The sequence below is a fragment of the Acidobacteriota bacterium genome (genome assembly GCA_018268895.1).
Classification (GTDB): Bacteria; Acidobacteriota; Terriglobia; order Terriglobales; family Acidobacteriaceae; genus Edaphobacter.
In genome coordinates this window covers 129,353-153,730 of sequence record JAFDVP010000013.1, presented here as the reverse complement: position 1 = coordinate 153,730, position 24,378 = coordinate 129,353, and the positions used below count along the sequence as shown (strand labels likewise).

Sequence of the window (24,378 nt, the reverse complement as noted above, 5' to 3'; positions counted from 1 at the left end):
TGGAATTCTGCGTGAGAGAATTGGTCTTTGGCGACTCATAACCATGTGCTGACTGCCGCTGAGCGGCGACGCGTGCTGATCGTGCGGATCGGCGCGATGGGCGATGTTCTGCACGCCATGCCTGCCGTTGCGGCGCTGCGGGCGGCGCATCCGGAGTGGTTCATCGGGTGGGTCATCGAGCCGCGATGGCTTCCGCTGTTGCAGGCAGCGGGAACCCCTGCAGGGCGCGGAACCGCGAGGCCGCTGGTCGACGAGACGTACCTTGCGGCAACTCGCGAGTGGAAGAAGAGACCGCTTGCGGCGAAGACGCTTGGCGATATTGCGGGGTTGCGGCGCAGGCTTCGATCGGAGCGCTTCGATCTGTGCATCGACATGCAGGGGTCCATACGTTCGGCTGTGATCGGACACATGGCGAACGCAGGGATGTTCACCGGGCCGGAGCATCCGCGTGAGGGTCCTGCGCGATGGCTCTATCGGCAGAGGGTGCAGACACATGCGGCGCATGTCGTCGAACAGGGGTGCGAGATTGTGGGCGCAGCCGTGGGCGAGCTGGTTCGTCCGGCAAAGATTGAGCTTCCCGTCGACTCACTCGCGGAGGAGTCATGCAGGACGCGCCTGCACGGGATGCAAGGCGCACGAGGCCTGGTACTTATCGCTCCGGGCGCCGGGTGGGGCGCGAAGCAGTGGCCAGCAGAGCGATATGGCGCGGTGGCGGCCATACTGGCTGAGGCGGGATACCGGGCGCTGGTGAATGCCTACTCGGCCGAGGATGCGCTGGCCAATGAGGTGGTGCGGGCCAGCGGTGGACACGCAACGGTACTCCCGTGCGGCATGGCGGAGCTTATCGCCCTCACGCGACGGGTAGACCTGGTGATCGCTGGGGACACTGGACCGCTGCATCTGGCGGCTGCACTGGAGAGACCTGTGGTGGCGCTGTTCGGCCCGACCGATCCCGCTCGCAATGGGCCGTACGGCACGGAGTCGCGGGTGCTGCGGCATGGCGGCGAGCGCCGCGACCACAGGCGGCTGGCGGAGCCGGAGGTGGGACTGCTGGCGATCACTGTGGATGAGGTTGTCGCGGCGGCACTCGATCTGCTGAAGGGCACGTCTGGCGCTGACAGGGTAAGGTAGATGAGTGAGTGAACGAACGAGATGGCAGCGAATCGCCCGGCGCATACGCGTTCCGCTGGGCTTCGTGTTTGCGGCGGTGTTTCTGTGGCTGGCGCGTCCTACGTGGCAGACGATGCTGCTGAGCCTGGTGCTGGTCGTGCCCGGAGTATGGCTGCGGGCTTACGCTGCCGGGTACGTGAAGAAGAACGCCGAGCTGACACGGACGGGGCCATATGCGTATACGCGGAATCCTCTGTACCTGGGGTCGATGATGATCGCGTTCGGGTTTGCGTGGGCTTCGGGAAGCTGGGTGATCCTTGTGGCGTTGGCGGCCCTTTTTCTGGGGATTTACCTACCGACGATCCGGTCGGAGGAAACCTTTCTGCGCGAGCACTTTGCGGGGTTCGATGCGTATGCGGCCCAGGTGCCGCGCCTGTTGCCGCGCTTGACGGCGGCGAAGAGCGATCTGCCCCCGGGGAGGTTTTCGCGCGAGCGATACCTGCATCACCGCGAGTACAATGCTCTTATGGGTGCCATCGCCATCTACGGAGCGCTGGCAGCGCGTCTGCTGTTTCTCCGGCGATAGGCCAGGACGCCGTCCTCAATCCTGAAACGGAGCGATCTGTCCCCTGGCAAAGCGACCCACGGTCTTTTTACTCTTACTGTTTGCAGCGTTGACGTGTGCGTGTGCGCAGACGCAGCCGGGCAAAGAACCGGGCAAGGAATCACTGAAGGACTCCATCAAGGACAGGCTCTTCCCTCCCGCGCCGTCGGTCGTCATTCCTACGCTCGAGGCCCCTCCTGCCAACTACAGCTTTCCCACAAAACAAACGCTGACGTTCACGGTCGACTGGAGGGTGTTTACCGCAGCGCTCGCCACATTCCAGATCGAACAGCAGGGCACGGTCCAGAAGATTACGGCGACGGCGGATACGGTTGGCGCCGTCACGATGCTCTTCCCGGTGATCGACCGCTTTCAGTCGGGGTTCGACACGAAGACGGGATGCTCGACGGGGTTTTCGAAGCAGACGCAGGAGGGCAGGCGGAAGATCTCCAGCGACCTGAGCTTCAACTACAAGGACGGCAAGCAGACGCTGGTGGAGCGCAACCTGGTGAAAGGCACGTCGAAGCAGCTTACGGCATCGATTCCGGCGTGCGTCACCGACTCGATGTCCGCCATCTTTTACGTTGGCTCGCAGCCGTTGACGGTAGGGCAGAACTTCCGGTTTCCTTTGGCCGACTCGATGCGCACGGTAACCGTGACGATGAAGGTGGAGGCGAAGGAAGAGGTCAAGACCCCGGCGGGCACCTTCCAGACCATCAGAGTGCAACCTACGGCAGACGAAGGTATCGTAAAGAACCGCGGCAAGATATGGATCTGGTATACGGACGATGCGCGGCATATGCCGGTGCAGGTGCGTGCGAGCCTGTTCTGGGGCACCATCACGGCAAAGTTGCAATCGTACGAGACGAAGTGAGGTTGAGATGGCAGACGAGAAGAATGACAGAGAGTTCGACCCGGAGCAGTATGTGATGATCGCCCGCTACATTGTCCCAACAGAGGCCCAGATGGCCAAGGGCGTGCTGGAGTCGGCGAGCCTTGAGTGCTTCCTGCACGGCGAAAATGCCAACAACCTGCTGGCACCGGCCTTTCGCGCGCGTCTGATGGTGCACAAGAAGGACGAGGAGGCGGCGCGCAAACTGCTGGATACCTCCGCCGACGGCGAGGCCTTACCCGAGACGACGGATGAAGAGCATGGCAGCTGAGACGACAGACAGACCGAGGGCAGTCCTGTGTCTTTCGGGTGGAATGGATTCAACGGTGTGCGCTTCTCTGGCTGCGCGGGATTATGACGTGTACGCTCTGCACTTCAGCTACGGGCAGCGGACCGAGGCACGAGAACTGGCCTCGGCGACAGAGATCGCCCGTCTGACCGGAGTCAAGGAATTTCTGCCGCTGAAGATGGACTTGTTCCGCAGGATTGGCGGCTCGGCGCTGACCGACGCGACGATTGCCGTTCCGGATGCCCCTGTGGAAGAGGCGTCGATTGGCACGGCGATTCCAGTGACTTATGTCCCGTTTCGCAATGCGCACTTTCTTTCGGCGGCGGTAAGCTGGGCCGAGGTTGTGAGGGCGAAGCGGGTGTTTATCGGGGCCGTGGAGCAGGACAGCTCCGGTTACCCGGACTGCCGGCCGGCGTACTACGACGCCTTCAATGCCCTGATCCGCCAGGGGACGAAAGAGGGCGATATTCGTGTAGAGACACCACTTATCCACCTCAAAAAGAGCGAGATCGTGCGCATGGGAGTTGAACTTGGCGCTCCATTCCATGTAAGTTGGTCATGCTATTCCGGTGAGCGCGAGGCTTGTGGCGTCTGCGAAAGCTGCGTTCTGCGTCTGCGCGCCTTTCGCGAAGCAGGAAGCATCGACCCGATACCGTACGCGGACCCGAAGTCTGCATCCAAACGGTAGCGGATTTTGCCGCCGAGAAGTTTGTATTTGAAGAGCAAGGCCTCTTGAGGGCCGGAAGAGATCTGAAACCAGGAGAACGGAAGTGATCAATCGTATCGGAAGAAGATGGAGCGCGGGACTTGGAGCCGCTCTTGCTGTGGTCGTTGCGCTGTCCGCGCAAACGGGATGGGCGCAGCCTGCTCCGGCAAGCGTTCATGGCCATGTCAATAACGCAATTGGAGCTCCGCTGCCCAAGGGCGAGGTGAAGCTGACGCAGGACCGTGCCTCGGAGGAGAAGAGCCGCAAGTACACCAACACCTTCGAGATCGACGCGTCCGGCAACTTCAAGGGCACAGGGATCGCCCCGGGCAGCTATCTGGCGGTTGTCTTCCAGGACGACAAGAGCATCGACTATATCGACAACGTGACCTTCACCGCCGGCGAAGACCACCTGCTGAACTTCGACATGACCCGCAAGGAGTATCTCGACAAGATGACTCCCGAGGAGAAGAAGCAGCTGGAGGAGTTCAAGAAGAAGAACGCCGACGTGACCGCTGCCAACGCAAAGATCGCCAACCTGAATACTCTGCTGACGCAGGCGCGCGCGGATACGAAGGCGGGCAACTTCGAGCCGGCCATTACAGCGATGCAACAGGCAACCGCTGCAAAGCCGGATGAGGGCATCCTGTGGGTGGCGCTGGGCGACGCTGAGCTTGGCTCGGCAGACGCTGCGGCAAAAGCGGCAAAGGCAGCCGGCAAGCCGGCCGACCCCTCTGTCCAGGCGAAGTTTGCCGACGCGGCGGCTTCGTACAAGAAGGCCATCGATGCGAACGCCGCTTCAAAGAAGCCCAGCGTAGAGACGGCTGCCGCCGCGTACAACCAGCTTGGCCAGGCACTGGCGAAGAGCGGCGACGGCAAGGGCGCATCCGACGCCTATGAGCAAGCGGCAAAGGCACTTCCTGCCAATGCGGGCATGTACTACTACAACGAAGCGGCAACCCTGTACAACGCAGGCAAGCTGGACGATGCAGCCGCGGCCGCAGACAAAGCGATCGCCGCCGATCCAAAGCGCGCCGATGCGTACTACATCAAGGGCCAGTCGCTGATCCCGAAGGCCTCGGTCGATCCGAAGACACAGAAGATTGTGGCTCCTCCGGGATGCGTGGAGGCCTACCAGCAGTTCATCGAGCTTGCGCCACCCAATGAGCAGGCGCGCGTGGACGAGGTCAAGGGCATCCTGACGGGCATCGGCGCGGAAGTGAAGTCCAGCTACAAAGCCGGCCGAACCAAGAAGTAAGGCGCTGGAACGAACTGAACCAGGAGGGCCTCGGCAATGTGCCGAGGCCTTCTGTTTTATGCGAAAGGCAGCCAGATGAGATCGAGCGAGATTCGCTCTACGGCTAAGACGGAAGAACGCATTGTGGAGTTCGACGCAGCGCTCGGCATTGTTCTGGAGCAGGCGGGGCGTCTTCCTCAAAGACCGGCAGAAGCTGTGGCGCTGTCTGATTCGCTGGGTCGGGTGCTTGCCGACCCGGTGCGGGCCGACCGCGATCAGCCTCCGTTCAACCGATCGACTCGCGACGGATTTGCCGTTCATACCGCAGACACTCTCTCCGATGCGTGGCTCACGGTTGTGGGGCAGGTGCGGGCAGGCGAGCGGTGGAGCACTGCTCTGAAGCCAGGCGAAGCGGTTGAGACGATGACCGGCGCTCCCGTACCTGAGGGTGCCGATGCCGTGGTGATGGTCGAGCACGTAGAACGAAGCAGCCATGAGGGGAGGCTGGCAGTTCAGTTGACGTCAGGGCGAACGATTACAGCAGGAGAGAACGTCGTGCCGCAAGGCAGCGAGGCCCGCGCAGGCGATCTGGTGTTGCCAGCGGGAACGCAGATGGACGGAGCAGCAATTGCGTTGGCGGCCGCTTGCGGTGCGGTTACGGTCAAGGTGTCTGCGCGGCCGAGGGTCTCTATCATTGCCACGGGAGACGAGCTGGTGGACGTAACGGAGACACCGGGTCCTGTGCAGATACGAAATTCGAACAGCTATGGGCTCGCGGCACTGGTGACAGCGACAGGAGGAGAGGCCCGGCGGCTTCCGGTCGCTCCCGACCGTCGAGAAGAGCTGAAGGCGCGAATTCTTCAGGCGTGCGATGCGGAGATGCTGCTGTTGTCGGGCGGCGTCTCCATGGGAGAGTACGACCTGGTGGAAGAGGTGTTGCTGTCGCTGGGAGCGGAGTTTTTGTTTACCGGCGTGAAAATGCAGCCGGGCAAGCCGTTGGTCTTCGGATGGCTACCCATGCGTGACGGCAGGGCCGCGCTTCCCTTCTTCGGGCTTCCTGGAAACCCCGTATCGACGCAGGTGACCTTTGCGTGTTTTGTCGAACCGCTGCTGCACGCGATGCGTGGAGCGGCGCCGGAGGGTCCGCGTTTTGCACAGGCCACGCTGGCGAATGATGTAGACGGACGGACAGGGCTGACGCGCGTATTGCCTGCGCGGCTCGACTCGAACCGCATTCGCCCCGAGGTGCGCCTGGTGGTGTGGCAGGGCTCCGGGGACATGGCGGCGAATGCGCGCGCCAACTGTTATGCCGTGCTGCCGCCGGGAACGGAGCGGTTCCGCGCCGGCGATATCGTTACGGTTCTGTTGAAATAACCTTGATGTGAGAATGTACGAGCGTGGAGACGACATTGACGAAGCTGTCGCACTATGACGATGAGGGACAGGCGCACATGGTGGATGTGAGCGCGAAGCCTGCGACACGGCGCGAGGCGAAGGCACGCGCTTTTGTGGAACTCACCGCCGAGGCCCTTGCTGCGCTGCCGAAGAACCCGAAGGGCAATCCGCTGGAGGTGGCACGGTTTGCTGGAATACAGGCGGCCAAGCAAACTTCGACGTTGATCCCCATGTGCCATCCGCTGGCGTTGAGCTTTGTCGATGTCGATGCGCGCGTTGCAGACGGCGGTGTCGCCATTGAAGCGACGGCCGCAACTGTAGCAGGCACCGGTGTGGAGATGGAGGCGATGGTCGCCGCATCGGTGGCCGCGCTGACGGTCTACGACATGACGAAGGCACTCGACAAGGGCATTCGCATACGCGAGGTTGAGCTGGTGAGCAAAAGCGGCGGCAAGAGCGGCGAGTGGCGTCGTCCGGCGTGACTCAAGCAGCCAACAGCAAAAGCAAAGACGAAATACAGGGATTCTTCGCTTCGCTCAGAATGACGACCTTTTTATTGATCTATCGCATCTGGGAAACCGCTTCTAGACAGCCGTTGCAAGGTTGACGGCAAAGAGATGCTGCGAATCCTGCCAGTCTTTTTCGAGCATGAAGCCGGCGGAGTTGAGCAGGCCTTCGATGCGCGCAGAGGTGAACTTGTAGCTGTTCTCGGTGTGGATGCTCTCTCCCTCGTCGAAGATGACGTCCATCGCCGGGCCCGCACTGTTGGCCGGGATGTGGACGCGCTGTCCATGACGGGCGACGAGGTGCATCTCGATGCGGGATTCAGCGGCATTCCAGGTGGCTTTGTGGTCGAAACACGCAGGGCGGAAGTTGGCTCCAAGCTCGCGATTGAGACGATGCAGCACATTCCTGTTGAATGCAGCCGTAACTCCAGCGCGGTCATCATAGGCAGCTTCGAGCATGGCTACGGTCTTCGACGCAGTTGCAGGAACGAGGTCGGTCCCGAGCAGGAGCTTGTCGCCGGGAAGCAACTGCGAGCGGAGATTGCGGAGGACATCGCGCGCCTGTTGAGGAGAGAAGTTGCCGATGCTCGATCCGATGTAGAGCGCGAGCGTTCGTGTGTTGGGTAAACGGTTAAGCGGAAGCGGCTGCGAGGTGTAGTCCGCGACCTGACATCGAACGGTTACCCCTGGAATGTTGGCGCGGATGTTCTCCTTCGCCGCCGCGAGCGCCGACTGCGAGACGTCTACCGGCTGATACACGATGCTATGCTGGCGCCTGACCGCCGCCCGAAGCAGTATTCCGGTCTTGGTCGCTGTTCCAGCACCCAGTTCAATGATGGTGAGCATGGGCGCGGCACTGCTTCCGGCCTGCACGGAGGCGCACTCGATGATGTCATCGGCATGGGCGCTGAAGAGAGCGCGCTCTGTGCGCGTCAGGTAGTACTCCGGCAGCTCGGTGATCTGCTCGAAGAGGCCCGATCCCAACTCATCGTAAAAGAGCCACGGCGAGAGCATCTTTGGATCTGCCGCAAGCCCTGTGCGCGCCTCTTCTGCCACCGCGTGAAGGGAAGGTGCAACTTCCGGCTCAAGATATAGAGGCAACGAAGCGGCGGCAGCGGTCATCGGCGGTTGCGGTTCCCTTCCCGGAGTGCGCGGCCTTAACCGCTCTGCCGTTTGATGCAGTTGATGGCGGTGAAGTATCCAATGATCGTATCCTGCTGACATAACGTTGTCAGCAGACGGGTTACGGCTCGATCTTTGTGAACGGCACATTACCCTGGCTAACCGCATAGGCGATGTGAGTTATGGGATGAACCGCGACGGCGTAAGGCTGTACGGGAACCTTAACCCGGCGGACAACTTTGCGAGACCGCATTTCAATCACGGTAACAAGATTCTCCTGGGGGCTCGCGACATAGAGCAGTCCCTTCGCCGCGTCGAGCGTGAGCGCCTGAGGATGCGCCGCAACCTTGATTGTGGCGACGGGCAATTCGTTCTTCAGAACAGTCACGGTACCGTCAGCATAGTTGGCGACATAGATCTGGCCAGAGTCTGCGTCCAGCGCAAGAGCACATGGCATAGCGCCGGTGTGGATGTTTCTGACCGCGTGGGTCTCAAGGTCAATCGCAGCAATATCGGAGTCCTGAATGTGCGCTATGTAGAGCTTCTTGCCCTGCCTCGCATGTCCCCAAAGATGCAGAGCACCGGCAGGGACCTTCGAGATGGCGCCACTCACTGGATCGAGCTCTGTAAACGTCTCGCTCTCATAGGTGAGCACGTAGACACGTTTGCGATCCTGGTCGACGAGGACTGCGTCGGCTGAACCCGTTTTGATATTGCTCGCTGTATTAGTTGCACCGTCGATCACGGTCAACATGGTGCTGAAGGTATTCGCTACGTATACCTTGTTTACCGATTCGTCGACGGCGAGGGCGTAGGAACGTGCTCCCGTGTCGATGGTCGCGACAACTTCATCTTTGGCGCCGTCGATCACAGAGACGCTTTTCGATCCTGGATTGACGACGTAGACCATTTGAGTAAGGTTGTTGACCGCGATTGCGTCGGGTCGCGTACCGACCTTGATGGTTTGTGGACTGCCCGATCGCGGGATCATGGCAACTGAGTCACGTACCGGATCGACGATGTAAAGTTTTCCCAGCTTTTCACTGTATGCCGAGGCATCGCGATTGATCAGGCCAAGCTGCGGATCGACGGATTGCGCGGCGAGCCTCGCACCGGATACACAAAGAAGAGCGAGGGAAAGTCGCAGCAAGTGGGTTCTGTTTAAAAACGCCATTTGAATGCCGGCCTGTTTTCGTAGAAAATCGTTTGTCTATAACGAAGGACGATTCTAGCAGATGGCCGGGGCCAACGAGATGCGGCGCGTTTTGACGATGATGCTGGCGGCAATGACTGTGTGTCTGTGCGCTCACGCACAGCAGCCGGTCTTTCATGTGCTCGCGTTCTACTCCGAGACGGTCGAGCACGACCATGTCGACTTTGCTCACCAGGCGATCCGGTTCTATACCGATGCCGCGAAGCGCGGGAACTATGAGTTTCAGCCGACGATGAACTGGGACGACATGAACCCGGCCAAACTGGCCGGATACCAACTGGTGGTCTGGCTCGACGACTTCCCGCACACACCGCAACAGCGAGCGGCGTTTGAGCAGTATATGGAGCACGGCGGGGGATGGCTCGGTTTTCACATCGCCGCCTATAACGACAGGGGAACGAAGTGGCCGTGGTTTGTGCAGTTCCTGGGCGGCGGCGTCTTCTATGGGAATGAGTGGCCCCCGCTGCCGGCGAAGCTGGTCGTCGACGATCCAAAGCACGCAGTCACGCGGAGTCTTCCCGCAAGTTTTATCTCGCCTGCGAACGAGTGGTACATCTGGAAGCCGTCACCGCGGGAAAACAAGGACGTCAAGGTGCTGCTGAGTCTGTCGCCGGAGAACTACCCCATCGGCATGAAGGATGTGCTGCGCGGAGGCGATCTGCCGGTGATGTGGACCAATACGCGCTACCGGATGCTGTATACGAACATGGGGCACGGGGACCGCATCTTCACCAGCGATACGCAGAACAAGCTGCTGGAAGATGCGATGATGTGGACAGCGACCGCCAAAATCTCCAGTTCAAAATGAGTTGTTCTTTGAGCCCGCGGAAGCATCGTGAGCAAGTCGGAGGCCGGAGAACTGCCAGCGGGTGGCCGGTGAAAAGAAATTGCGGTACGTCGCGCGGATGTGCGTGGCTGGCGTGACGCAGGACCCTCCGCGCAGCACCATCTGCGAGCTCATGAACTTGCCGTTGTATTCACCGAGCGCTCCGGGCAGCGGCGCGTATCCCGGATAGCCGGTGTAAGGACTCGCGGTCCACTCCCACACGTCGCCGAACATCTGCTGAAGACCGGGCATTGGACTTGCCGGCGCCGGGTGCAGGTTGCCGGTCTCAAGCAGGTTGGCCTGCGTGGCGGCGACTGACCTTCTCTCAGGTTCCGGTGCGTCGGGCCGGGTGGCGGCGTACTCCCATTCAAACTCCGTTGGCAGGCGATGCCCTGCCCAGCGCGCATAGGCATCGGCCTCGAAGAAGCTGAGATGACAGGCAGGGCTCTCGCTCAGGTCTTCCAGCGGAACGAAACCATTGAGCGTGTAGATGGACCAGCCGGATGCAGTTGCAGAATCTCGATACCAGTAAAGCGGCGCCTGCCAGGCTTCCGCGCGCATCGTGGTCCAGCCCTCGGAGAGCCACAACTCCGGACGGCCGTACCCGTTCTGCTCCATAAAGGCGAGATACTCCGCGCACGTCACCAGGCGGGTCGAGAGCCGAAACGGAGCGATGTAGACGGGGTGGCGGGGGGTCTCGTTGTCGAAGGCGAAGACATCGGCAGCGGCAGGGTCTGGCGTGGTTCCAATCTGGGTGAGACCGGGCGCGTAGCTCAGCCATTCGAGCGGAGGAGCGATGGTGGTGTTCGCAGCGCTTTGCCCGGTGCGCTCGATATAGGCCGGATGCAGCGGATTGGTGAAGAGCGCGTGTTTGATGTCGGTCGCGATCAGCTCCTGGTGCTGCTGTTCGTGCTCCATGCCCAGGGCGATCCTGCGAGCGGCCTCATCTTCCGCGGGATGCTGCAACAGCCGCTCCATGGCGGCATCGACGTGAGCGCGGTAACCGAGGATTTGGTCGAGGGCTGGGCGGGAGAAGGAGGATCGCAGCTTCTTCTCCGGCATTTCGCCGAGCGCGTTGTAGTAGCTGTTGAAGAGCCAGCGGAAGTCAGGGTGGAAGGGTGTGTAGCCTGCGAGAAATTCTGTCAGGACGAAGGTCTCGAAGAACCAACTGGTGTGGGCGAGATGCCACTTGACCGGACTTGCCTCGGGACAGGATTGCACCATCATGTCCTCGGGCGTCAGCGGGCTGCACAGGGCCGTGGTTGCGCGGCGCACTGCCTTGTAGCGGGCGAGGATAGACGGAGCCGATCTTTCAACTGAGGCTGGAACCATGTCTGGCATCCTCTACTTTCGGGGGGTGTCCTATGGGATGTGCCGGAGAGCGGTTCTGTTGCTTTTTCTTCTCCCTTATAGCGAGAGATTAACCTGCATGGCCGTTGAGAATCCTGGCAAGCCCGTAAGCGGCTGTTGCGGCGATTCCTCCGATGCAGACCGTCTGAATCGCGCTGCGAAGCCAGCCAGTGCCGACCAGCCTGCCTTTGAGCGCGCCGAAGATGCCGAGAGCCGCCAGGGTGACGATCGCGGAGAGCTTCAATGCGTAAAGATTGTTATCGACAGCCATATAAGGCAATAGAGGAATGATGCCTCCGGCGATATAGGAGCCGGCGATGGTAAGCGCTGAGCTGAGAGCGCGATTGGGCCTTGGCTCCTCCAACCCCAGCTCGAAGCGCATCATGAAGTCGACCCAGGCCCTGGGGTTCTCCTTGAGGGCGTCGATGACAGGGGCCGCGTTCGCGCGCGGAACATCGTACTGCTGGAAGATCTCATAGATCTCCTCTTCTTCATCGTGGGTCTTCTCAACGATCTCGTGTTCTTCGCGCAGGCGTTCCGATGCGTAATGCTCGGCGTCTCCGCGGGCGGCGAGATAGCCGCCAAGCCCCATGGCGATCGAGCCGGCCGCGATCTCGGCTAGGCCGGCCAGGACGACGATGCGCGAAGAGGCGATGGCGCCGGAAAGGCCGGCTGCGAGGGCAAAGGGCACGGTCAACCCGTCGGAGAGACCAATCACGATGTCGCGCACCGTCTCGCCGGATTCAAAGTGCGACTCTACATGCGAATGCTTGGCTGGCGTCTGGGATCTTCCGGGAGTGAGGTCCATGGCGATAGTGTATCCAGCTTGAGGAAATGTGACGGAAGACAGCAGATAAGTTTCTCACCCACAGAGTCTTTCCGCACAGAAGCACGTCTGTATGTGCACAGGGTATTGATCGACGAGGACGGGATGAAGGCAGGGCTTTTACGGCAACTATTGGTTACAACAACCATCGCGTATGGAGTCTGTGCCCGGGGCCAGGATCTTCCACAACGCGGTGACGTCGCATTTGGCGGCGGACAGATGATTCGCGGCACGGTGACGGCAGCCGCGTCCGACCATCTGACGATCAAGACAGATACCGGGGAGACCTACACCGTCGCGCTTTCCGCCAACACGCGCCTGATGAAAGACCAGCGAATAGCTGCCGCAGCCGGCGGGGAACGCCAACCGCGCACGCCGGGAACCCGCCAGCAGATCAAGGCAGAAGATATCAAGCCGGGAGACGGAGTGGGCGCCATGGGGGAGCTTGACGCTCCAAAGAAGACCGTTCATGCGCTCTTCGTTGCAGTGATGGATGCCGATGAGGTGAAGAAACTTCGCGAAGGCATGGGCAAGGTCTTCATCACCGGCAAGGTAATGGCGATCGACGATGTGAAGCTGACGATCCTTCGCTCGGACAATGTGACGCAGGTCATCGAAGTGGACGAGACGACATCCTTTCGCAAGGGCGGCGGCCGCCGTGCCTTTGCTTCAGCAGATGGAGCAGCAGAAGGCCCGCCTCCCGGAGCGGCAACGGGCGGCACCGGGGGCGGCGAAAGCATTACGCTGGCCGATATCAAAGCAGGCGATATGGTCGCCGGACAAGGCTCTGTGAAGCACGGCGTCTTCGTGCCGACGAATCTTACAGTCGTTCCGCAGGGCGCGTTTGGAGCGCGTATGCGGCGTGGCGGCGAAGCCTCGGGCCCAACTCCACAAACTGCTCCCAAACAGTAATGGCTTTTATGGATTGGGAGTTCATGCGGTTCATTCAGAGATACGGGATGAGGTTTTTGTGGTGAGAGTTCTTCAAACTGCCGCGCTGTTTGCAGTGATGACCTACAGTGCAGGGGCAGTCGCAGCACAAGAGCCGCCTGCACCGGCAAACGGTGCTCCTGCGCAGACGACACAAACGTCGGCACCTTCCGCTTCTGCAGGAGGAACGATTCACGGCACAGTGAAGGCCGGCGCCGTTCCCTTGCCCGGAGTGGCGGTCACGGCAACCAATACGCTGACGGGAAAGAAGTACTCCACGGCCACGGATGTGACCGGCGCTTATGCGATGACGATTCCGCGCAATGGGCGCTACGTCGTCAAGGCAGAGCTGGCAGCCTTTGCCGGTGAGACCACCGAAGTTCTCATCAATGCTGCCGGAGAGAATGGCGGCAAGGCAGACCAGGCTGCCGACTTTGCGATGCAGTTGGCTTCGCGGGTACAGCAGCAGGAAGAGCAACAGCAAAGGCAACAGGCTGCGGCCACCAGCGCGCTGGCGGGCATCGCGGGCCGAGGTATGCAGTCGCTGAGTGTGACGGGAGGAGCATCTGACCTGGCGGACGCAAGCGCTGGCACAGCAAATGCGGGCACACAGATGCCGTCGCTCACTGGGCTGGGCAACGACAGCACAGCGACTGACTCGGTGACTGTGAGCGGACAGATGGGCCAGACGAACGGCCTTGCGAACTTCAACGAAGACGAGGTCAGGCAGCGCGTGGAAGAGGCGATGAGCCGCGCCAGGCAGCAGGGCGGGGCCGCCGGCGATGTGGCAAATGCCGTGGCAGGAATGCTGGGCGGCATGATGATAGGCGGAGGACCGGGCAACGCTGTCTTCGTGCGAGGCGGTGGAGGTGGTGGACGCGGCATGCGCGGGTTCAACCCTACGCAGCCGCATGGCGCGATCTTCTACCAGGGCGGCAATGGCGCGCTCGATGCCACGAGCTTTTCGCTGACGGGCGCTCCAGTGGTGAAGCCTGCTTACAGCTCCAACCGGTTCGGGGTCAGCTTCGCCGGATCGCCCTTTATCCCCGGCCTGCTGAAGGCGAGCACGAAACAGTTTGTCTTCCTGAATGTCACGGGGCAGCGCAACACAAATCCGCAGAACCTTTACGGCACGGTGCCAACGGCGCTGGAGCGCACAGGCGACTTCTCGCAGCTTGGCCAGCCGCTCTACGACCCCACGACCGGGCAGCAGTTCGCATGCAATGGAACGCTGAACGTTATCTGCCAGAATCGCATCACGCCGCAGGCGCTCTCGCTGCTGAAGTTTTATCCGGCACCGAATATCCCAACGACGGGCGCGCAGGGTTACAACTATCAAACGATCACAACCGCCGGCCAGAATGCCTTGAGCGCCTCGGCGCGCTACGTGCGCAACTTCGGCCAGAACGCCGGCTCTGGCCCCTTTGGCGGCGGAGGTTTTGGCGGCGGCCGTCGTCAGCAACAGACCAACGGCCCCAAGTCTCTGCGGCAGAACATCAACTTCGGCGGAAGCTATAGCCACTCCGCATCGGACAGCCGGAACATCTTCCTTCCGCTGGGCGGCTCATCCTCCTCCGAGGGCTACAACATCTCGGCGGGATACACCATCGGCTATGGACGCCTGACCAATAACGCAACGGTTACGTGGAACCGCTCTCACGCAACAACAACGAATTACTTCACCAATGGGACGGCCAACCCCGCGGCGGATGCAGGCGTGCTGATCGGCAACTCAGCCATCGCCGGAAACCCCTTCTACTATGGCGTTCCATCGCTGACATTTACAGGGCTTTCAGGCTTACATTCCACACAGCCGAGCGATTCGATTGGGCAGACGATCTCGTTCACGGACTTCGTAAGCTGGAGCCATAAGAAGCACAACATGCGCTTCGGCTTCGACATACGTCGCGTACATGCCGACAGTCTGACTCCTCCAGGAAATCTGCAGAGCGGCGCAAGCCCCCTTGGCGCCTTCACCTTCACCGGCTATGCGACACAGCACGCAAGCTCGGGATCGGGACCGCAGCCCGCCAGCGGCTATAGTTTCGCCGACTTTCTTCTCGGGCTCCCCCAGCAAGCTGCGGTACAGGCTGGCCTTGAGAAGAGCTACCTGCGCGCAAATGTCTGGGACCTCTACGCCAACGACGACTGGAGGATTCTTCCGAACGTAACGCTGAACTACGGCCTGCGCTATGAATACTTCTCTCCCTACGTGGAGAAGAACAACCGGCTGGTGAATCTCGACCACAACGCAGACTTCACGCAGATCGCCGCGGTTCAGCCGGGGCAGGCTGGGCCCTACAGCGGCGCCTTTCCGCGCTCGCTGGTCAATCCCGACCGGACGATGTTTTCGCCGCGCTTCGGTCTGGCCTACCGGCCGAAGGGAAAGCTCTTCGGACAGATGGTGGTTCGCGGGGGCTACGGCATCAACTACAACACGCAGCAGTACAGCAGCTTTGCAAGACAGCTTGCCTTCCAGCCGCCGTTCTCCGTGACGCAGACAAACATCGCAAACAAGCAAGGATGTGCTGCGTTGCAGCTTGCGAATGCGTTCAACTGCTCCACCGCGGCCGTACAGAACAACTACAGCGTGAACCTGAACTACAGGCTGGGACATGTCCAGGTTTGGAACCTCGACATACAGCGCACGCTGGGGATGGGCGTCGTACTGAATGTCGGCTACAACGGCGCTCTCGGCGGCAACCTCGATATGGTGCGCGCGCCGAATCGCACCGCTGCAAGCGTGCTGAATTCGGCAGCACAACCCTTCAACTACGAAGACTCGCTGGGCTTTTCGCGGTTCAATGCGCTGAGCATCAATGCACGGAAGCGGATGCAGAAGGGTATCTCGCTACAGGCCACGTATCAGTACGGACACTCTATTGACAACGCATCGTCGATCGGAGGCTCAACGGCAGTGCCCGCGCAGAACGACCAGAATCTCGTAGCAGAAGAAGGAAACAGCTCGTTCGACATACGCCACAAACTTACCGGCAACTGGGTGCTTGAACTCCCCTTCGGCCCCAACCGCGCGCTGCTGTCGAAGGGCGGCTTCTGGTCGAAGACGCTCGATGGATTCTCGCTCTCCGGCGACTTCACCTTCGCCACCGGAACTTACTACACGCCGCACTATGCCGCCACCGTTGCGGAGACTGCAACTGGAACCAATAACTCCCTTCGACCCGACCGCGATTTTTCGCAGCCGATCTCCGGCGCAGGCACGATTCTCAATTGGTTCAACCCGGCCGCCTTCAAGACTCCGGCAAACGTCTTCGGCACGGCATCGCGTGGATCCATCAGGGGACCGGGTACGGTTGCCGTCGACTCCTCGCTCGCAAAGACAGTCTCCTTGGGTGAGACACGTTCTTTCGAGGCCCGCATCACTGCGAACAACGTCTTCAACACCGTCCAATATGCAGGTATCGACACAAATCTGACCTCACGAACATTTGGACAGGTGACATCGGCCGCCGCAATGCGCAGGATCACCTTTATGGCCCGGTACAGGTTCTGACCATGATGAGAACAGCAAAAGATCGAAGACTTGCAGGAGCCGCCCTCACTGCTGTATTGGCGATCTCACCGGCATTGGGAGTTGCAACCGCCTCGGCCCAGCAGGCCGCCGCAGACGGCACCTTCACCCTGAAGGTGCAGAGTGACATCGTACTGACCAACGTCGTCGTTCGCGACAAGAAGACCGGCGCTGTGGTGAAGGGGCTGAAGGCGAGCGACTTCACGATTCTGGAAAATGGCAAGCCGCAGACGATCAAGAGCTTCGATTTTCAGACCGTCGATGAGGCCGTCGCGCTGCACGAGAACACAACTGTCAGCGGCAAGACCTCCATTGCCGACCTCGTCAATCGTAACTTCGCCGCAGACCCGGCGCAGCTCAAGGACCACAGGCTGATCGTCATGTTCTTCGACCTGAGCAGTATGCAGCCGGAGGACATCGACCGCGCGGTCGAATCAGCGCAGGATTACATCAACAAGAAGATGCAGCCGGCGGACCTTGTCGCGCTGGTCAGCATGTCGACCGGTCTGAGCATGGACCAGGACTTCACCGCGGACAAAGCTGCATTACTTAAAGGCGTAGGACGTTACAACGGCACCGAGGGCACGGGCTTCGCCAACGGGAATGAGGGTGGCAACGATGGCGGCACATCCGACGACGCCTCCAGCTTTACCGCAGACGACTCGGAGTACAACGCACTCAACACCGACCGCGAGCTGTATGCGATTCGCACCATAGCCAAGAGCCTGGAACGCGTGGACCAGCGTAAGAGCCTTCTCTACTTCTCGGGAGGGCTGACTCGGCAGGGCATCGAAAACCAGGCCAGCATGCGCGCGGCAACCAATGCCGCGGTGCGCGCCAACATGGCCATCTACAGCGTCGACTCGCGCGGCCTCGAAGCGCTTCCTCCTGTGGGCAATGCCTCCAAGGGCAGCCTTCGCGGAACCGCAGCCTACAGCGGCGGAGCCATGCAGAGCCAGCTCGATGCGAACTTCGGCTCGCAGGAGGTGCTGTCCACGCTCTCAAGCGATACCGGCGGAAAGGCCTTCTTCGACTCCAACGACTTTGGCCCCGTCTTTCAGCAGATCCAACATGACACCGAGGCGTATTACATCGTCGGCTTCCGTTCGACGAATACGGCGCGAGACGGGTCTTACCGCCGCCTCACCGTCAAGCTGAACCGCAGCGACGCCAAGCTGGAGTACCGGCCCGGCTACTACGCACCCGCCGACTTCCAGCATCAGAAGAACGAAGACCGCGAACTTGCCCTGACCGAACAGATGCGCAGCGACCTGCCGGCGACGGATGTAGCGGTCTATCTGCAAGCACTTTACTTCCGGCTCGCTGACAACCGCTTCTTCATCCCCGTCTCCCTGATCGTTCCGGGGTCGCAGATCCCCTTCATCAAGAACGGAGACCGCGACAAAGCGACGATCGACATTATCGGCGAGGTCAAGAATGCTCAGGGTATCGTGGTCGGCAACGCTCGCGACACGGTGAAGCTTGCCATTGACCAGGCGCAGCAGGTGCAGCGCAAGAACATACAGTACTCCACAGGCTTTGCACTTGCGCCTGGACGCTATCACCTGAAGTTTGTCGTGCGCGAGAATGAAACCGGCCACATGGGCAGCTTCGAGGCCGACCTGCAGGTGCCCGACCTCAAGAAGCTGCCGATGAAGCTGAGCTCCATCGTTCTGGCGAGCCAGCAGGCGCCCAACACAGCGAAGAAGACGATCAATCCGCTGGTGCGCGACGGCGTCGAATGGATTCCCAACGTCCCGCATGTCTTCAGGCAGGACCAGCACCTCTATCTGCTCTACGAGGTATATGACCCAACACGGCAAAAAGCCGATCAGGCCCCTGCTCCATCTCCCGGCCTCACTCGACGCCCGTCTGGCGCAGTGAAGGTGCTCACCAATATCGAGTTTCTGAGCGGCGGCGTGAAGGTCTACGAGACTCCTCTTGTCGAAGCCGATACCGTCAATGTCCCCGACCGCGAGGCGGTCGCCTTCCAGTTCGACGTGCCGCTGGCACAGTTGAAGCCCGGCACCTACGTCTGCCAGGTGAACGTGATCGACGATGCCGGAGGCAGCTTCAGCTTTCCGCGCCTCGCATTGCGAATCCAGGCACCGGCAACAGCAGCGCCGTCGTCTACAAAGACGGCAGCTGGGCAGTAAAACCCGGAAGTTGCCCGCTTGCCTTGAAGTTGTACAAAAAACGGGATTCCCGGTGACGACTAGCCGTTGACAGGCATCCGGTTGCAGCGGATGATGTGTGCGTACCTCTTGGAGGTATGCCATGTTCCCTATATTTCGGTCTTCGATCCTGCTGATTGTAGCCGCAGTTGCCTTTGTATCTTCGGCGCCGGTTCGCGCAGAACAGACCAAACCACTGACGCGCGACGAGATTCGCGCCCTGGACCATCAGAGTCCTTCGTGGGACTCTGTACGCGCTCACCTTCCCAATCCAACATCGGCCACGGCCGCACAGCTTGAAACTGCCGCCGATATCCTTCGCGCCCGCCGCTTTATCGTCGATGCGATGGATTATTACCAGTTTGCCCTTCAGCGTGGAGGCAACCAGGTGGTCCTGCTCAACAAGCTGGGGGTCTCGGAGCTGGAGCTGCGCGAAATCTCTGCCGCGAAGTCATACTTCCAGCGCGTAGTGAAGTTGCAGAAAAAGAATCCCGAAGGCTGGAATAACCTGGGCGCCATCGAGTATCTAACCGGCCGCTACGAAAACGCCATTGGCAACTACAAGAAGGCCATCAAGTACGACAAGGAGTCGGCGACCTATCACTCCAATCTGGGAACCGCCTACTTTGAGAAGAAAGACTATGAAGCTGCCCGCAAGCAGTATGAGATCGCCCTGAAGATCGACCCGGAGATGATGGACCATCACAGCTCGATCGGTGTGACTGCCCGCATGCTTTCTCCCGAGGACCATGCGCGGTTCTGCTTCGAGATGGCCCGGTTATATGCTCAGCGAGGCGATGAAGCCACGATGTTGCACTTCCTGACGATGGCGAGTGAAGCCGGCTTCGATGTGCTGGACCACATGACCTACGACGGCGCACTTGGCAAATATCGCAAGGACCCGCGCGTGTTGCTACTGGTGAAGAACTCGCAGGAGATGAGAATGAAGGGCATTCCGATTGCTGCGGGAGAGGCCCCGCCACCGCCCTTGCCGCCTGAATCGACGCCTAAACACTGAACACGCTCAGGTCGCGTTCCAACGATAAGGACAGTGACGGCAGTTGGAGTTGCAGCAGTATCCTCGCTTCAGGTGATATGCCTCGGTGAAGACAATGTAAGGACCTTCGTAGTAGAAGTCCTCGGGCGCGAGCGTTTGCTCTTCCCTCTTAGTTCGTGCAACTTCATCGTTCGGCGATGATTGATCCGGTTTCGTCATTTAGTTAAAACATTGGCAGATTGACTGCGCTCACCGTTGTGGCCAGTTGGATGGCCTCTGCTGGAATACTGCCGGTATCGGTATCAGCTTGCTCCGAATACAACAGACCGTTGCGATAGAGGACCTGCCTGCCAGGGATTGCGGCGACCTTTTCTCCCGGTAAAACGATGCCCGCAAGATTCGCAGGGTCGGCAGCTGCAACGGTCACAATCGACGACGACTCACGCGCACGCGAGGCACGCAGCGAATCCGCCGCCTCAGGCAGCGCGAATTGTTCGCCGCCAAATCCTGTCACAAAGCGTCCGCCGCGAACCTCGCCGCGCGCCTCAAGCCTGCGAAGCAGGCCAACGACATCGCGCCACTTTGGAGCATTCGACTCCCGCGCGAGCAGATCGCGGAAGACGATGCCGTAACGCACGAGCAGCATGAACGCGTAGGACTCCAGCGCCGACTCGTTACGCCGCGCCTGCTCGATCTTCGAAGGCGCGGCGTGAGCCTCTTCGGCAAGCAGCGACCACCTGCCCGCCGTCGACCGAAGTGAGCGCTTTGCTACGGCGCTGTTGCTATTCGATCTTCTGCGAGGGTCCATGATTGAACGAAGCTGGTCGAAGCCGTCAGCCGCGGCAAGACCAGCCGTAGCGAGTTCCCACAGCGCCTGCTGCGTCTGTTGTTTCGAGAGATTGAGGATGCGCTGAATATCGTTCGCAAAACAAGCGCCGCGACTGAGCAGCAGTGAGCGCACCTGGATCGCGTCCGCACTCAGCGATTCCTGCAATCTTGTCTCTTCCACGCGCTCGCGGGCAAGCGCGTGGGGCAGCCACTCCGCCGTCTCGCGGATGTAGAAAGTAATCGGTGCAGCATTCGTTGGAATGACACGACGCGGGCCGGTGCCATCGGCGTTCGACCATGCCGGGTGCGGCGAGATGCGTCCCCAGCCAACCGCGCCCGACAGGCACAGCGCATCGAGCCATCGAGGGTCATAGTTAGCGACTCGCGAAGACAGCAATGAGCGCTCCCACTCGATCGCCGGCGCTTCAAAGCCCTCCAGTTGATGCAGCGCCTGCAACACGCCCTCTTCACCAGCCAGTTGCGTCTGCGGAGCGAGATGCTGCCACTCCAGCAGCCACCGCATATATACCGATGGAGAGACCGGTTCAATCTGCTTGCGCAGCGTATGCAAGGTGCGGCGATGGATTCGCTGCAGAATACGACGCTCGCACCACTCGATCTCGTGATCCTGTTCCGGCTTCGCAAACTCGAAGATGCCGCGCATCAGCAGACCCTGCATCTCCATCGCCAAAAATGCCTGGAAGACCTCTGAGGGTTCGAGGCCCAGCCGCTCCGCAAATGAATTGGCCGTCGTAGGCCCAAGAAGCTGCACCCAGCCCTGCACGCACTGCTTGAGCGCCTGCTCTCTGGTGCCGTTTTCTGAAGGGTCATTCTCCAGCGCGGCGATATATCCGGCACGCTCGACCGACGTCCAGCACATTCTTCCCTTACGCCCAACGGTCTGTACACGTCCGCTTCGCATCAGCCGGTCGTATAGAACAGGCCAGTGCTGTGCCTCGGGCCTGCCTGCGAAGAAGTCCACCGGGAGAGCAACGAGAGAGTGCAGCAGATCATGCAGTTCATGCTCATCGCGGATGTCGGGCCAGCACTCACGACGCACCTCGTCGATCGCAGCCTGATCGAGACGGCCGGCCTCTTCAAGCACACTCGCCGGCAACGCACGCGACAGTGAGACGGCCCGAGCACGACGCTCTTCAAGTCCCGCTTCATCGAGAAACGCATACGGATTCGCATTGAGCAACTCATGTGCGAACTGTGACGGTACAGGCGTATCGACAGCAAGGCAGCGAATGCTTCCATCCTTAATTCCGCAAAGCACCTCGATCAGGCCCTCGAGATCCATCGCCTCGCCAAGCACGTCCTTCATCACCTCATCGACCAGCGGGTGATCGGGTATCTGAATGTCGCCCTCGATGTTCTCAAAGCACGCCGCTGCCTGGGGAAAGACGCTGGCGAGGAGATCCTCCGAGCGCGTGCGCTGAATCTGCGGCGGAATACGCTTTCCCTTGGAGTTTCGCAGCAACTGAAGGCTGCGATTCGCGGCCCAACGCCAGCGTGTCTTGAAGATCGGCGATGCCAGCGACGCCTGTTCCAGAAGCTCCTTCGCCGTGTGCTCGGTCAAAAACTGGAAGACGTCTGCCAGCGGAAAGCTGTGCTGCTCCGCCAGTGAGATGTTGATGCCGTTGTCGGTAGCGGCCGCTTGCAGCTCAAAGTTAAATCCGCGACAGAACCGTTTGCGCAGCGCAAGTCCCCATGCCTTGTTAATGCGGCCGCCGAAGGGCGCATGCAGAATAAGCTGCATACCGCCGCCTTCGTCGAAGAAGCGCTCGGCAATGATGGTGCTCTTCGTCGGCACACCGCCGAGCACAGCTCTGCCCGTAACGATGTATGTGATGAGTTGCATCGCGCCGCCTGCACAGAGGCCGCAATGCTCGACCAGCCACGCAGTTGCTGCATCGACCTCGGGGTCGGCGGGCGAGATGTATCCAGGCGCGATGTTGCGCGTCAGTTCAGCGATCTCTTCGCGTAGCTCGCTGACCCCATCGGAGAGCACGGCCGTTCGTTGCGGCGCCTCGCCGAACCAGAACGGCAGCGTTGGTGGAGCGCCATGCGCGTCCTCCACCAACACACGCCCCGCAGCCTCGATGCGCTGAATACGCCAGCTTGCATTGCCGAGCAGAACGACATCGCCGGGAGACGAGTCGACGGCGAAGTGCTCATCGAGCGTTGCAATCGGCACTCCTTCAGGCTGGAGAATCACCGGAAAGACATTCGTCTCAGGGATCGCTCCGCCGTTCGAGATCGCAATCATGCGCGCGCCACGGTGCGGGTGAAGCTGACCGTGAATGCCATCGCGCAGCAGGTACGCTCCATAACGCCCGCGGCTCGACTCAATCCCCGACGCAAGCAGCGTTACGATCTCATCGAACCGTGCCCGCGTGAGATTACGATATGGCAACGCGCGCGTCACCATGGCAAACAGCGCATCTTCGTCCCATGGTTCCGCTCCGCAGGCGGCGACGATCTGCTGCATGAGGACGTCGATCGGCTCTGGAGGAACCTCGAGTAGATCGAGCTCTCCGGCGCGCATCTTGCGCACCAGCGCCGCCTGCTCCAATAGGTCGTCGCGTGTTGTTGCGAAGAACCTTCCCTTGGGAACAGCCCCGCGCCAGTGGCCTGCGCGACCGATGCGTTGCATGGCGACTGCAACGGAGCGCGTGGTGGAAACCTGGCAGACAAGGTCGACGTCGCCAATGTCGATACCAAGCTCCAGCGAAGCCGTGGCGACGAGTATCTTGATCTCTCCGCGCTTCAATCGCTGCTCTGCATCCAGGCGCAGCGCGCGCGACAGAGAGCCGTGATGCGCCGCTACGTTCTCCGGCCCCAGCCTCTCAGCCAGTGCAAAGGCAATGCGCTCCACGAGACGACGCGTATTCACGAAGACCAGCGTTGAGCGATGCGTCTGGGTATATGCGGCAAGCTTGTCGAAGATCTCTTCCCACATCTTCGTCGTCAGCACAGAGCTCAGCTCACCGCTCGGCACCTCGATCGCAAGATCAAGTTCGCGGCGCTGGCCAACCTGCACAATCTTCGCAGGCCGTCTGTCGGGATGAATTCCTGTGAGAAAATCCGCAACCAGGTCGATTGGATTCTGCGTGGCTGAAAGCCCGATGCGTTGCGGCGGAGACGCCTGCCCCGTCAACCACTGCCCCGGGGAGAGCCTGTTCTCCCCACAGACCAGCGCGTCCAGCCGCTCCAGCGAAAGCGCCAGATGCGCACCGCGCTTGTCATCGGCAACAGCATGAATCTCGTCGACGATCACCGTTCGCACGCGGCGCATGTTCTCGCGCGCCTTACCAGCCGTCAGCATGATGTAAAGCGACTCTGGCGTGGTCACCAGAATGTGCGGCGGATTACGCAGCATCGCAGCGCGCTCCTTCGCCAGTGTGTCGCCGGTGCGAACCGCCGTGCGGATCTCGGTTGAGAGATAGCCGCGTTCGAGAGCAAGCCGCTGGATCTCGCGCAGCGGCTGCTCGAGGTTCTTCTGCACATCGTTCGACAGCGCCTTGAGCGGGCTGACGTAAACGACCTGCGTCGCAGGAGCCAGCGTCCCGGTGATCGCGTCGCGCAGCAGTTGATCGATGCAGACAAGAAATGCCGCGAGCGTCTTTCCGCTGCCGGTTGGCGCGGAGATCAGCGTCGCCTCACCCGCAACAATGCTTGGCCAGCCATGCTCCTGCGGTTCGGTGGGAGAACCGAAGCGGCGTAAAAACCACTCCGCCGTCACCGGGTGGGCCCAGGCTAATGAGGCGGGGATCTCCAGTTCATTTTGAACTGCGGGCATGGGGTATTGTAGCGCGGCTTTGTTCGATCTTTATTC

General features: G+C 60.7%; 19 protein-coding genes. 13 read left to right on the top strand and 6 right to left on the bottom strand.

Features of this window, described 5'->3' with window-relative positions:
- Positions 1–96 precede the first annotated feature (96 nt).
- The 8 genes from JSS95_16620 to moaC all read left to right on the top strand — a co-directional run bounded on the left by JSS95_16620 (position 97) and on the right by moaC (position 6,715).
- Complete coding sequence (locus tag JSS95_16620) at positions 97–1,131, top strand: glycosyl transferase (GenBank protein MBS1801438.1); 1,035 nt, start codon at positions 97–99, stop codon at positions 1,129–1,131.
- Between the two features lie 4 nt (positions 1,132–1,135).
- Positions 1,136–1,696, top strand: coding sequence for an isoprenylcysteine carboxylmethyltransferase family protein (locus JSS95_16615; GenBank protein MBS1801437.1), 561 nt, complete (start codon positions 1,136–1,138; stop codon positions 1,694–1,696).
- Positions 1,697–1,838: 142 nt separating this feature from the next.
- Positions 1,839–2,588, top strand: a complete 750-nt coding sequence (locus JSS95_16610) for a DUF3108 domain-containing protein (protein MBS1801436.1) — start codon at positions 1,839–1,841, stop codon at positions 2,586–2,588.
- 7 nt (positions 2,589–2,595) lie between these two features.
- The gene (locus tag JSS95_16605; protein MBS1801435.1) at positions 2,596–2,877 is read left to right on the top strand and encodes a DUF2007 domain-containing protein; all 282 of its coding nucleotides are present in this window, start codon (positions 2,596–2,598) and stop codon (positions 2,875–2,877) included.
- Entirely contained in the window at positions 2,867–3,583 is a 717-nt protein-coding gene (queC, locus tag JSS95_16600; GenBank protein ID MBS1801434.1) for a 7-cyano-7-deazaguanine synthase QueC, read from the top strand. Before JSS95_16605 ends, queC begins: the two co-directional genes overlap by 11 nt.
- An 85-nt stretch (positions 3,584–3,668) precedes the next feature.
- Positions 3,669–4,859 carry a tetratricopeptide repeat protein gene (locus JSS95_16595; protein MBS1801433.1) on the top strand — a complete coding sequence of 397 codons (1,191 nt, stop codon included), beginning with the start codon at positions 3,669–3,671 and terminating at the stop codon, positions 4,857–4,859.
- Between the two features lie 75 nt (positions 4,860–4,934).
- Positions 4,935–6,212 (top strand): molybdopterin molybdotransferase MoeA, encoded by a 1,278-nt coding sequence (locus JSS95_16590; GenBank protein MBS1801432.1) that lies wholly within the window; start codon positions 4,935–4,937, stop codon positions 6,210–6,212.
- Positions 6,213–6,247: 35 nt separating this feature from the next.
- Positions 6,248–6,715, top strand: a complete 468-nt coding sequence (gene moaC / locus JSS95_16585; protein ID MBS1801431.1) for a cyclic pyranopterin monophosphate synthase MoaC — start codon at positions 6,248–6,250, stop codon at positions 6,713–6,715.
- Between the two features lie 102 nt (positions 6,716–6,817).
- On the opposite strand, the gene egtD is transcribed toward moaC, so the two are convergent.
- Both egtD and JSS95_16575 read right to left on the bottom strand, forming a co-directional pair.
- The gene (gene egtD / locus JSS95_16580) at positions 6,818–7,861 is read right to left on the bottom strand and encodes an L-histidine N(alpha)-methyltransferase (GenBank protein ID MBS1801430.1); all 1,044 of its coding nucleotides are present in this window, start codon (positions 7,859–7,861) and stop codon (positions 6,818–6,820) included.
- A 121-nt stretch (positions 7,862–7,982) separates the two neighbouring features.
- Positions 7,983–9,011 (bottom strand): YncE family protein, encoded by a 1,029-nt coding sequence (locus tag JSS95_16575; GenBank protein MBS1801429.1) that lies wholly within the window; start codon positions 9,009–9,011, stop codon positions 7,983–7,985.
- A gap of 103 nt (positions 9,012–9,114) precedes the next feature.
- Between JSS95_16575 and JSS95_16570 the strand changes: the two genes are divergently transcribed.
- The gene (locus tag JSS95_16570; protein MBS1801428.1) at positions 9,115–9,882 is read left to right on the top strand and encodes a ThuA domain-containing protein; all 768 of its coding nucleotides are present in this window, start codon (positions 9,115–9,117) and stop codon (positions 9,880–9,882) included.
- On the opposite strand, the gene egtB is transcribed toward JSS95_16570, so the two are convergent.
- Positions 9,874–11,232 (bottom strand): ergothioneine biosynthesis protein EgtB, encoded by a 1,359-nt coding sequence (gene egtB, locus JSS95_16565; protein ID MBS1801427.1) that lies wholly within the window; start codon positions 11,230–11,232, stop codon positions 9,874–9,876. The two genes, JSS95_16570 and egtB, sit on opposite strands and share 9 nt — an antisense overlap.
- Positions 11,233–11,320: 88 nt before the next feature.
- Positions 11,321–12,058 (bottom strand): VIT1/CCC1 transporter family protein, encoded by a 738-nt coding sequence (locus tag JSS95_16560; protein MBS1801426.1) that lies wholly within the window; start codon positions 12,056–12,058, stop codon positions 11,321–11,323.
- Positions 12,059–12,181: 123 nt separating this feature from the next.
- Here JSS95_16560 and JSS95_16555 point away from each other — a divergent pair, with 123 nt between their 5' ends.
- The 4 genes from JSS95_16555 to JSS95_16540 all read left to right on the top strand — a co-directional run bounded on the left by JSS95_16555 (position 12,182) and on the right by JSS95_16540 (position 19,730).
- A complete protein-coding gene (locus JSS95_16555; GenBank protein MBS1801425.1) occupies positions 12,182–12,988 on the top strand; it encodes a hypothetical protein in 807 nt (268 codons plus the stop codon).
- A gap of 97 nt (positions 12,989–13,085) precedes the next feature.
- Positions 13,086–16,520 carry a TonB-dependent receptor gene (locus tag JSS95_16550; GenBank protein ID MBS1801424.1) on the top strand — a complete coding sequence of 1,145 codons (3,435 nt, stop codon included), beginning with the start codon at positions 13,086–13,088 and terminating at the stop codon, positions 16,518–16,520.
- 5 nt (positions 16,521–16,525) lie between these two features.
- On the top strand, positions 16,526–18,694 hold the full coding sequence (locus JSS95_16545) for a VWA domain-containing protein (protein MBS1801423.1): 2,169 nt from the start codon (positions 16,526–16,528) through the stop codon (positions 18,692–18,694).
- Positions 18,695–18,815: 121 nt separating this feature from the next.
- Entirely contained in the window at positions 18,816–19,730 is a 915-nt protein-coding gene (locus JSS95_16540) for a tetratricopeptide repeat protein (GenBank protein ID MBS1801422.1), read from the top strand.
- Positions 19,731–19,736: 6 nt separating this feature from the next.
- Here the strand turns inward: JSS95_16540 and JSS95_16535 are convergent, their stop codons facing one another.
- Together JSS95_16535 and JSS95_16530 are read right to left on the bottom strand one after the other, a co-directional pair.
- Entirely contained in the window at positions 19,737–19,928 is a 192-nt protein-coding gene (locus JSS95_16535; protein MBS1801421.1) for a hypothetical protein, read from the bottom strand.
- Positions 19,929–19,932: 4 nt separating this feature from the next.
- Positions 19,933–24,342 (bottom strand): DEAD/DEAH box helicase, encoded by a 4,410-nt coding sequence (locus JSS95_16530; protein ID MBS1801420.1) that lies wholly within the window; start codon positions 24,340–24,342, stop codon positions 19,933–19,935.
- Positions 24,343–24,378 lie beyond the last annotated feature (36 nt).